The sequence below is a fragment of the Thauera aminoaromatica S2 genome, from assembly GCF_000310185.1.
GTDB classification, from domain to species: Bacteria; Pseudomonadota; Gammaproteobacteria; order Burkholderiales; family Rhodocyclaceae; genus Thauera; species Thauera aminoaromatica.
Genome location: NZ_AMXD01000128.1, coordinates 1 through 10,587, shown reverse-complemented (window position 1 = coordinate 10,587; position 10,587 = coordinate 1). Strand labels below are relative to the sequence as shown.

The window sequence follows — 10,587 nt, the reverse complement described above, 5'->3', positions numbered from 1 at the left end:
GGGCCCGGCCACCGCGACCGCAGGCCAGGCCGGCGGGACCACGGCCGAAACGGCCTCGCGCGCGACGGAAGCCACCGCAAGCCGCAGCGCCGCCGACACCGAGGCCAACCGCAGCGCCTCCACCACCGCACGTGCCGCCCTCGACGAGACCGCAGCCCCCCGCCCCGGCGCCATTCCCGAGCGCCTGATGCCGGTGGTGCACCAGCAGCTCGACGCGCTCGCCACCCAGCAATATGTCTGGCAGGGCCAGGCATGGCCGGGGCAGAACTTCGAGTGGTGGATCGAGGACCCGCAGCATGAGGGCGAGCACGCCGGCGACGAGCCCGAGAACACCTGGAACACGACGCTGCGCCTCACCCTGCCACGGCTCGGCGGCGTCGAAGCCCGGCTCCACCTCACCCCCGCCGGTGTCGCTCTGCGCCTGGTCGCCGACGACCGCGCCACCCTGCAGACCCTGGACGGCGGCGCCGCCGCGCTCGCCTCGGCCCTCGAAGCCGCCAACCTCAAGCTCACCGGGCTGGTGATCGAGCCGCGCGCAGTGGCGCCGAATAGGGAGGTGGCAAGCGATGCCTGACAAGTACATCCTGCGACGCAACCAGACCGCCGCCTGTACCAGCGGGCACCGAGCCGCCGCCCATGCCTGACACCCGCCCACCGCTGCGCAACGAGGCCGTCGCCCTCGCCTACACCGCCGGCGAGGCCGCGCCGCGCGTGGTCGCAAAGGGCAAGGGCGTGGTGGCGCGCGAGATCCTCGAGCGCGCGCGCGAGGCCGGGGTGTTCGTGCATGAGTCGCCGGAGCTGGTCGCGCTGCTGATGCAGGTCGACCTCGACGCCCGCATCCCGCCCCAGCTCTACGTCGCGGTCGCCGAGCTGCTCGCCTGGCTCTACCGCCTCGAACAAGGCGCCGAAGCCGGTGCCGCGCCGGTCGCCCGCGATCTGCCGGAGTCGCTCCGCCCGCGCCCGTCCTCTGCCGAACCATGAGACTGCCGCGCCGATCGCGACTTGCGTCGCTCCTACATCCCACCCCAGGCACCGCGGGCCTGCCGTAGGAGCGACGCCAGTCGCGATTCTGCCGGCAAGGACAGGCGCCGTTCGACTTCCACGCCCCGATGATCGCGACTTGCATCGCACCTGCGGGGCCTCCCGGACGCCGCGGCCTCGCGGGGCGCGCTACCACGCCCCCGGGGCGTGTCTCGTGATATAAGAAAACGAGTTTGTGCAGCAGCCGTGCGCTGCCTCAAGCGACGAGCCCCAAGGCATGACGATCGACCAAGAAGACACCCGCATCGAACTCATCCACGCCGACGACGAGGCGAAGTACGTGCTGCGCGACGCGCGCGAGATCCTCGCGATCGTGCGCAACCTGCTCGGTGCGCGGGCGCTCGTGAGCGCACGGCTGGCGCCGGGCAACGAATCCGTGCTGTCCACCCTTGTCGCGGTCGCGGAAGACGGCACCAGCCTGCTGCTCGACGGCAGCGCCGACCCGCTGCAGAACCAGCGCATGGAGCGCGCCGACGCGCTCGACTGCGTGACCCAGCTCGACAAGGTGCGTATCCAGTTCCTGCTGCGCGGCCAGCGCCTCGTCGAGGACGGCGGCAGCCCGGGCTTCCGCGCGCCGCTGCCGGAAGCCCTGCTGCGCCTGCAGCGACGCGAGTTCTACCGCCTGCAGACGCCGATCTCGGAGGGGGTGAGCTGCACGCTGGCCCTCCCCCGTGTCGACGGCAGCCGGCGCGAGGCCGAGCTGCGCATCCTCGACATCAGCGGCGGCGGCGTGGCGATCGCGGTGCCGCCGGTGGGCGTGCACTTCGAGCCCGGAACCGAGTTCCCCGACAGCCTGCTGCGCCTGCCCGACACCGCACCGATTTCCGCGCGCCTGGTGGTGCGCAACCTCTTCCGCATCACCCGGCGCGGCGGCGCCGAGGTGCTGCGTGCCGGCTGCGAGTTCGCCGACCTGCCGCGCGGCGCCGAGGACGCGATCCAGCGCTACATCCTGCGCGCCGAGCGCACCCGCAACGCGCGCGAGCGCGGCCGCTTGTGAACCCGCGGCACCCCACCCGCCTCCCGACCCTGCCCAAGACACGATAGCCCCGCATGGCCGAACTCAGCACCCCAAGCCCCGCCAGCCCGGCACCGCTCGACGGCGGACGCGGCGACGAGCTCGAGAAATTCACCCTGCGCGGCGCGCGCCAGATCCTGCAGCTGCTGCAGGATCTCATCACCCACCGCGGCTTGATCACCGCCCACACCGGCGGCGGCCACTCCTTCATGACCGCGGTGCTGAAGGTGGACGAAGAGCGCGGGCGCGTGGTGCTCGACCCCAGCCCCGACCCCCAGGCCAACCGCCGTGCGCTCGCCGCGCCGCGCCTGACCTGCGTGACCCAGCTCGACGGCATCCGCATCCAGTTCCCGCTCGTCGGCCTCGGCGAAGGCCAGGACAAGGGCCGCCCCGCCCTCTTCGCACCCCTGCCCGCCGAGATGCTGCGCCTGCAGCGGCGCGAGTTCTACCGCCTGCAGGTACCGCTCGCGCACGAGCTGAGCTGCCTGTTGAAAGCGGAGGACCTCGCCCGCAAGCCGGTGGAGGTGAGCGCACGCGTGATCGACATCGGTGCCGGAGGGGTGGCGGTGGTGGTGCCCACGGGGGCGGCGGAATTCGTCATCGGCGGCACACTGCCGGCCTGCCGCCTCGCGCTGCCGGACGGCGAGCCGATCGAACTCGACCTCGAGGTGAGAAACCTCAACCGCCAGACGCAGCGCAACGGCACCGAACAACTGCGGGTGGGCCTGCGCTTCGCCGCCCTGCCGCGCGCTGCGGACACCCGCATCCAGCGCTACATCTTCAAGACGGAACGCGCGCTCAACGCCAAGGCACGCGGAGGCCTGTAGGCTTGATGCCAAGCCTTTCCGCAGCGCCCCGGTCGCGACTTGCGTCACCTGCATCCCACCCGAGACGCCGGGGGTCTTCGTAGGAGCGACGCAAGTCGCGATTCCGGCGCTCGAAATGCGCGACAACGCCCCGGTCGCGACTTGCGTCGCTCCTACGGGAGAACCGCGGCGAAGCCGGTCAGACCGGCATGTTCATGATGTCCTGATACGCCGTGACCAAGCGGTTGCGGACCTGGACCATCTGCTGGAAGGACATGCTGGCCTTTTGCAGGTTGACCATGACGTCCTGCAGATTGACGTTGGGGTCGCCGGCGGAGAAGTTTTGCGCCATCGCGCGCGCCTCGCCCTGGGCGGCGCTGACGTCTTTCAAGGCGGTGTTGAGCACGTCGGCGAAGTTGACGCCTCCCGCGGGCGCGTCCGCGGCGGGTGCGGCCTTGCCTTGCGCGGCCTGCGACACCGAGCGCAGTTCGCTCAGCATCTGGTCGATTCCACGGGTGTCCATAGCGTAATCCCCCGGCTTCAGGGTGGTCGGTGACGTCAGTGTAGCAGAGCAAATCGCGTGCCAGAGCCGCCGGGGACGCGCGGTCGTTGCGGTTTTCGTAGGAGCGACGCAAGTCGCGACGACGGCGTCGGCACTGATTCCATGCGCCCGATCGCGACTTGCGTCGCTCCCACAGGCGCCTTCGGAAGAGGGTTGACTTGCCGTAGGAGCGACGCAAGTCGCGAGCGGGCGATCGTGCAATCCGGTGGCCGATGGGCGGCCGGAAAGGGCTGCGGGGCCGGGATCGCGACTCGCGTCGCTCCCACAGGGCGCCCGGTCTCACACGTCGTGGCCCTCCTCGCGGTATTGCTGCAGCTTGTAGCGCAGGGTGCGCTCGGAGATGCCGAGCTTTTCCACGGTCTTCTTGCGCGAGCCGCCGAACTCGCGCAGCGTGGCGAGGATGTGCTCGCGCTCGAGGTCTTTCATGTTGGTCGGGCGCTCGGGAGCCGGACCGGCCGTGCCGGCCCCGGCGGCCTGCCCGCTACCCGACTGCACGGCCGCGACACCCCCCTGCATCCCGGGAGAAGCGGCAAGCCCTGCCGCCCCGCCGGCAGAATTTGCCGGCTCCGGCTTCCATTGTGGCAAGCACAGGCGGATCGTCTCGGCGCTCACCTCGTCGCCCTGGGTCAGGATCAGCACGCGGTGCATGATGTTTTCCAGCTCGCGCACGTTGCCCGGCCAGGCGTACTGCGGCAGCAGCGCCTCGGCGGCGGGCGAGAAGCGCACCTGGCGCTGCTGGCGGGCGGCGTGGCGGGCGAGGAAGTGGCGCGCCAGCGGCACGATGTCGCCCGGGCGCTCGCGCAGCGCGGGGATGGCGATCGGGAACACGTTGAGGCGGTAATACAGATCCTCGCGGAAGTGCCCGGCGGCGACCTCGCCGAGCATGTCGCGGTTGCTGGTGGCGAGCACGCGGATGTCGAGGGCCACCGGCTTCTTGCCGCCGACGCGCTCGACCTCGCGCTCCTGCAGCACGCGCAGCAGCTTGGCCTGCAGGCCGAGCGGCATCTCGGAGATCTCGTCGAGCAGGATGGTGCCGCCCTGGGCCTGCTCGAACTTGCCCGGCTGCGCCGCCTGCGCACCGGTGAAGGCGCCCTTCTCGTAGCCGAAGAGCGTGGCCTCGAGCAGGTTCTCGGGGATGGCCGCACAGTTGATCGCGATGAAGGGGCCCTTGGCGCGCGGCGAATGCTGGTGGATGTAACGCGCGAAGACCTCCTTGCCGGTGCCGGACTCGCCCGAGAGCATCACCGTCGCATCCGACTCGGCCACGCGCGCAGCGAGCGCGAGCAGGCCGCGGGTGTGGGGGTCCTCGGCGATGGTGTCCTCGCCCGCGGGCTGCACCGCGGCGTAGCGGCGCACGCTCTCGAGCAGCACCTCGGGCTCGAAGGGCTTCATCAGGAAGTCGCAGGCGCCGCCGCGCATCGCCGCCACCGCCTTGTCGACGTCGCCATAGGCGGTCATCAGCAGCACCGGCGTCTGCGGCCGGCGCGCGCGCACCTCGTGCAGCACCTGCAGGCCGTCCATGGGCTGCATGCGCAGGTCGGTGACGACCAGGTTGAAGTGCTCGCGCTCGATCGCCGCGAGCGCCGCCGCGCCGCCATCGACGCCGACGACGCGGTGGTGCGCCATCTCCAGCGTGAAACAGACCGCGTCGCGCAGCGCGGCGTCGTCCTCGACGACGAGGATGTTGAGGGTCTCGATCATGGGTTCTCTTGTGCGCCAATGGGCGCCGCCGCCAGCGGCACGACGAGGGTGAATTCCGCGCCCTGCCCGGGCGCGGAGCGCAGGGTGATGTCGCCGCCATGGGCGCGCGCGACGCCGCGGGCGATCGCCAGGCCCAGCCCGGTGCCTTCGGCGCGGGTGGTGAAGAAGGGCTCGAAGAGGCGCTCCTGCAGCTCGGGGGCGATGCCGCGGCCGCTGTCGCGCACCGTGAAGCGCACCGCGGGCGCGCCCACGCCGGCGTCGGCGGCGCCGACCAGCACGGCCTCGCAGCGCAGCGTGCCGCCCGCCTCGCAGGCCTGGATGCCATTCTCCAGCAGGTTGGTGAGCGCGCCGCCGAGCGCCTTGCGGTCGCCGACCAGTTCGGCCGCGCCGCAGGCGCAGTCGGCCGCGAACGCCACCTGGCGCGCGCGCGCCACCGGTTCCAGCGTGTGCGCGAGCTCGGCGAGCAGCTCGCACACCGCGAAGCGCTGACGTCCGGCGCTGTCGCCGCGCGCGAACAGCAGCATGTCGCGGATGAGGCGCTCGAGGTAGCGCAGGCGTTCGAGCGCGCGGTCGGCCACCATGGCGCGCTGCGCCGGGTCGAGCTCGGGCTGGCGCAGGTTGCCGGTGTATAGCAGCGCGGCGGCGAGCGGCGTGCGCAACTGGTGGGCGAGCCCGGCGACCATCTCGCCCATCGCCGCAAGGCGCTCGTTGCGCTCGGCGGTCAGGCGCATGCGATGGGTGTCGGTGACGTCGTGAACGAGCAGGATGCGCTCGGCACCGGAGTCGAGCTCGGACTCGGACAGGGCCAAGCGGCGCGGGTCGCCATCGACCGCGGCGGGGTCGCGGCGCAGCACGAATTCGCCCGGGGTGCCGCTATCTTCGAGGCGGGCGGCGAGCTCCGCCCACGCCACCCCGGCAAGCCCGCCTCCGAACAAGCTCTCGGCAGCGCGGTTGGCCTGCACCACGGTGCCGGCACGATCGACCACCAGCACCCCGGCGGGCAGCGCCCCCATCAGCACCGACAGGCGTTCGCTGAGCTGGCCGACCTGGGCCTGCAGCGCGGCGTAGGCGGTGGAGAGCTCCTCGGAGGCGCGGCTGAAGAGCGCGAAGGCCTCGGCGAGCTGGGCGGCGTCGAGCACCGGCGCCGCGGCGGGCATGCTCCCTGCTTGATCGGAGGCGACGACTGCGGCCCGCATGGGAAGGTCCGAATCCGTTTTCACGGGATGCACTCTAAATGCACAGGCCGCCATGGTAGCCGGCAAACAGGCGGCAAAAAATGCCGCTTTTCACGCCACGAGGCTTGCACGCGCGGACGCACAATGCCGCCATCCGCCAAAGCGTATGCAACAGGACCGCCATCATGGCCGCAGCAGAAAACACCGCCGACCTGCCTCCGGGCGCCGCCCCCGCCGATGCGCAGGCGACGACGCGGATGCAGCAGGCGCTGCAGAACCTCGCCGCGCTCAGCACGCGCCAGAAGATCGCCGGCGCGGTCGCCATCGCGCTGGCGATCGCGCTCGTGGCCGGCTCCCTGCTGTGGAACCGCGCCCCGGAGTACGCGGTGCTGTTCTCCAACCTCGACGAGCGCGACGGCGGACAGATCATCGCCGAGCTGCAGCAGCGCAACATCCCCTACAGGATGTCGCCCACCGGCCACGCCATCCTGGTGCCGCAGGCGCAGGTGCATGAGACGCGGCTGCGTCTGGCGGCCGACGGCCTGCCCAAGGGCAGCCTCGCCGGCTTCGAGCTGATGGACGGCCAGAAGCTCGGCATCTCGCAGTTCAACGAGCAGGTGAACTACCAGCGCGCGCTCGAAGGCGAGCTGACCCGCACCGTGCAGGCGATCGACGCGGTGGCCAGCGCCCGGGTGCACCTGGCGATGCCCAAGCAGACCGCCTTCCTGCGCGACGACCAGCGCCCCACCGCCTCGGTGATGGTGAACCTGCGCGGCGGCCGCATCCTCTCGCCCGACCAGGTCGCCGGCATCGTGCACCTGGTGTCGTCGAGCGTGCCACGCATGCACGCCGAGGGCGTGAAGATCGTGGACCAGAACGGCAAGCTGCTCACCGAGCAGGCCGACCCGCTGCTGCGCGCCGGGCTCGACGCCACCCAGCTCGAATACGTCCGCCTGCTCGAGCAGGGCTTCATCGAGCGCATCGACAAGATCCTCGCGCCCCTGGTGGGCAAGGGCAACTACGGCGCCCAGGTGGCGGCCGACGTGGACTTCAACCAGGTCGAGCAGACCGCCGAGACCTACAAGCCCAACCCCACACCCGACCAGGCGATCCGCAGCCAGCAGACCAGCGAGGCCTTCAACCCGCAGCCGGGCGCGCAGGGCGTGCCCGGCGCGCTCACCAACCAGCCCCCGGTGCCGGCCACCGCGCCGATCACCAACCCGCAGGTGGCCGGCGGCGGCGGCGCGCAGGGCCTGGCGAGCGGCAACCGCAGCGCGGTGCTCAACTACGAGCTCGACCGCAACATCCAGCACGTCAAGCAGGCGGTCGGGCAGATCAAGCGCCTGTCGGTCGCGGTGGTGGTGAATAATCGCACCCTCCCCGGGCCCGACGGCACGCCCACCAACGTGCCGCTGCCCGACGAGGAGATCGCGCGCATCACCAACCTGGTGCGCGAGGCGGTGGGCTACAACGCCGACCGCGGCGACACCATCAACGTCGCCAGCGGCGCCTTCGCCGACGACGGCAGCGGAGCCGCACCGCCGCCGTGGAAGGATCCGGAGATCGTCGCGCTCGGCAAGGAAGGCCTGAACTGGCTGCTGGTTCTGATCGCGATCCTGTTCGCCTACTTTGGCGTGATCCGCCCGCTGCTGCGCACCGTGGTGCCGCCCAAGCCGAAGGAAGAGAAGAAGGGCGCCGCCGCGGGCGAGGAAGGCGGGGAAGGCGAAGAGGGCGAGGAAGGCGTGCGCGTCACCCTGTCCGGCGAGACCGGCGAGGGTGAAGAGACGGAGACCTTCGAGCAGCGCCTCGAGCGTGCCCGCGCCGCGGCGCGCAACGATCCCAAGATGGTCGCCAACCTGATCAAGGACTGGATGGGCATGAACGAGGAGGCGCGCAAGTGACGACGCCCGAGGAAGGCCTGGAGAAGGCAGCGCTGCTGCTGATGACCCTCGGCCCCGACGCCGCCGCCGGGGTGCTGCGCCAGCTCGGCCCGCGCGAGGTGCAGAAGCTGACCATGAAGATGGCCTCGATGACGCCGCAGTCGCGCGAGACCGTGGAGCCGGTGCTGATCGAGGTGAACGAGCACTTCGGCAAGGGCTCGATGATCCAGTCCGACGACGACCAGCTGCGCGAGATGCTCACCAAGGCGCTCGGCGACGACCGCGCCAACCAGCTGCTGTCGCGCATGATGAGCGGCTCGGAGACCGCCGGCATCGAGAGCCTGAAGTGGATGGACGCGGCCACCGCCGCCGACCTGATCAAGGGCGAGCACCCGCAGATCATCGCCACCATCCTGGTGCACCTCGAGTACGACCAGGCCGGCGAGATCCTCAAGCATTTCGACGACCGCCTGCGCAACGACGTGGTGCTGCGCATCGCCACGCTCGACGGCGTGCAGCCGACCGCGCTGAAGGAGCTCAACGACGCCCTCACGCGCATGCTCTCGGGCGCGACCACGGTGAAGAAGGCGGCCATGGGCGGGGTACGCCACGCCGCCGAGATCCTCAACTTCGTCGGCTCGGGCGCCGAGACCGCGGTCATCGACAACGTGCGCGAATACGACCCGGAGCTGGCGCAGAAGATCCTCGACGAGATGTTCGTGTTCGAGAACCTGCTCGACATCGACGACCGCGGCATCCAGTCCATCCTGCGCGAGGTGCAGTCCGACTCGCTGATCATCGCGCTCAAGGGCGCCCCGCCCGAGCTGCGCGAGAAGATCTTCAAGAACATGTCCTCGCGCGCCGCCGAGATGCTGCGCGAGGACCTCGAGGCGCGCGGCCCGGTGCGACTGTCCGAGGTCGAGGCCGAGCAGAAGGAGATCCTCAAGACGGTGCGCCGCCTGGCCGAGGAAGGCCAGGTCATGCTCGGCGGCAAGGGCGGGGACGATGGCTTCGTGTGATCCCCGCGCCGCCCGCATGCGGAGTTCGCCCGCGGCGCACCCGTGCGGCCGCGCGGGAGGAAGCGCGTGGCGCGGCCCAGGGTGGAACCCGCGTGGAGACAGGAGGATCGTGCCGTGAGCATCTCGCGCCACCAGGCGGTCGGCGCCTACCGGCGCTGGGAACCGGAGGACTTCGATGCCCCCGCCGGCAAGGGCTCGGCACCGCCGCCGGAAGCCTTCGCGCCCGCGGATCTCGCAGGCCTCGTGCAAGCGGCGCCCGCGCCCTCCACAGCCTCGCCGCCCATTGCCCCCCCCGCGCCGGAGCCCGCCCCGTCCCCGCCCGCAGCCGACTCCGTCGCCGCGCTGCCGCCCGATTTCCACCTGCCCACCGCGGAGGAGATCGAGCGCATGCACGACGACATGCGCCGCGCCGGCTTCGAGGAAGGCCGCGCGGCCGGCCACGCCGAGGGGCTGGAAGCCGGGCGTGCCGAAGGCTACACCGAGGGTCGTGCACGGGCCGAGGCCGAGGCTGCGCGCCTGGCCGGGCTCGCCGACAGCCTGGACGAGGCCTTGCGCGAGCTCGACGGCGAGATCGCCGAGCAGCTGATGGCGCTGGCGATCGAGATGGCGCGGCGGATGGTGAAGCTCACCCTTGCCGAGCACCCCGAGGCCATCCTCGAGACGGTGCGCAGCGCGCTGCTCCAGCTGCCTCAGGGCCACGCCCACATCCAGCTCCACCCCGACGACCTCGCCCTGGTGCGCGAGCACCTTGGCGAACAGCTCGCCCACGCCGGCCACCGCCTGCAGGAGGACGCCCGCCTCGAACGCGGCGAGTGCCGCATCGACGGCCAGGGCGCGCAGGTGGATGCGACGCTGGAGACGCGCTGGCGGCGGGTGCTCGAATCCATCGGCCACGAGCGCGCGCGCTGGCACGTTGCGGAGGAAGCGGAGGCGGGCGACGCGACCGGCCCGGTTGCCGACACCGCCCCGCCCGCGCCGGAGCCGCCGGCATGAACCGTCACCAGGCGCTGTGGCGCGACTTCCTCGGCGACGGCCGCCGCCTGGTCGAGGGCTGCAACCCGCTCGAGGTCTCCGGCCGCCTCACCCGCATCAACGGCCTGGTCATGGAAGCGGCCGGCATCAAGCTGCCGCTCGGGTCGGGCTGCCGCATCCTGGTGCCCGGCGGCGGCGCGGTCGAGGCCGAGGTGGTCGGCTTCAACGGCGACAAGCTCTACATGATGCCCACCGACGACGTCTTCGGCCTGGCGCCCGGCGCGCGCGTGCTGCCGATGGAAGTCGGTGTGCCGCGCCTGGTCCCGGGCAAGCGCATCGGCCCGCGCCGGCGCGCCGCCGACCGCGCCAAGCACCTGCCGGTGGGCGACGCCCTGCTCGGCCGCGTGGTCGACGGC

General features: G+C 71.7%; 10 protein-coding genes and 1 pseudogene. 8 read left to right on the top strand and 3 right to left on the bottom strand.

Going from position 1 to position 10,587, the window contains the following annotated elements; genetic code table 11:
• From fliK to C665_RS15675, 4 genes are all read left to right on the top strand, one after another.
• Positions 1-574 (top strand): flagellar hook-length control protein FliK (gene fliK / locus C665_RS15690; RefSeq protein WP_004321907.1); only part of this gene is annotated, 574 nt, incomplete at its 5' end.
• A 62-nt stretch (positions 575-636) separates the two neighbouring features.
• Complete coding sequence (locus tag C665_RS15685) at positions 637-981, top strand: EscU/YscU/HrcU family type III secretion system export apparatus switch protein (protein WP_004321904.1); 345 nt, start codon at positions 637-639, stop codon at positions 979-981.
• Between the two features lie 277 nt (positions 982-1,258).
• Positions 1,259-2,038 (top strand): flagellar brake protein, encoded by a 780-nt coding sequence (locus C665_RS15680; RefSeq protein WP_004321903.1) that lies wholly within the window; start codon positions 1,259-1,261, stop codon positions 2,036-2,038.
• 53 nt (positions 2,039-2,091) lie between these two features.
• The gene (locus C665_RS15675; RefSeq protein WP_004321902.1) at positions 2,092-2,883 is read left to right on the top strand and encodes a flagellar brake protein; all 792 of its coding nucleotides are present in this window, start codon (positions 2,092-2,094) and stop codon (positions 2,881-2,883) included.
• Positions 2,884-3,061: 178 nt separating this feature from the next.
• Here the strand turns inward: C665_RS15675 and fliE are convergent, their stop codons facing one another.
• The 3 genes from fliE to C665_RS15660 all read right to left on the bottom strand — a co-directional run bounded on the left by fliE (position 3,062) and on the right by C665_RS15660 (position 6,282).
• On the bottom strand, positions 3,062-3,385 hold the full coding sequence (gene fliE, locus C665_RS15670) for a flagellar hook-basal body complex protein FliE (RefSeq protein ID WP_004321899.1): 324 nt from the start codon (positions 3,383-3,385) through the stop codon (positions 3,062-3,064).
• 318 nt (positions 3,386-3,703) lie between these two features.
• Positions 3,704-5,125 (bottom strand): sigma-54-dependent transcriptional regulator, encoded by a 1,422-nt coding sequence (locus C665_RS15665; protein WP_004321897.1) that lies wholly within the window; start codon positions 5,123-5,125, stop codon positions 3,704-3,706.
• Positions 5,122-6,282 (bottom strand): sensor histidine kinase, encoded by a 1,161-nt coding sequence (locus C665_RS15660; protein ID WP_004321896.1) that lies wholly within the window; start codon positions 6,280-6,282, stop codon positions 5,122-5,124. The genes C665_RS15665 and C665_RS15660 overlap by 4 nt, the downstream gene beginning before the upstream one ends.
• Positions 6,283-6,485: 203 nt before the next feature.
• Here C665_RS15660 and fliF point away from each other — a divergent pair, with 203 nt between their 5' ends.
• The 4 genes and pseudogenes from fliF to C665_RS15640 all read left to right on the top strand — a co-directional run.
• Positions 6,486-8,201, top strand: coding sequence for a flagellar basal-body MS-ring/collar protein FliF (gene fliF / locus C665_RS15655; protein ID WP_004321894.1), 1,716 nt, complete (start codon positions 6,486-6,488; stop codon positions 8,199-8,201).
• A complete protein-coding gene (gene fliG / locus C665_RS15650) occupies positions 8,198-9,199 on the top strand; it encodes a flagellar motor switch protein FliG (protein ID WP_004321893.1) in 1,002 nt (333 codons plus the stop codon). Before fliF ends, fliG begins: the two co-directional genes overlap by 4 nt.
• A gap of 114 nt (positions 9,200-9,313) precedes the next feature.
• Positions 9,314-10,192 carry a flagellar assembly protein FliH gene (locus C665_RS15645; RefSeq protein WP_004321891.1) on the top strand — a complete coding sequence of 293 codons (879 nt, stop codon included), beginning with the start codon at positions 9,314-9,316 and terminating at the stop codon, positions 10,190-10,192.
• A pseudogene (locus tag C665_RS15640) lies at positions 10,189-10,587 on the top strand (flagellum-specific ATP synthase FliI); the annotation flags it as partial. The gene C665_RS15645 and the pseudogene C665_RS15640, both read left to right, overlap by 4 nt.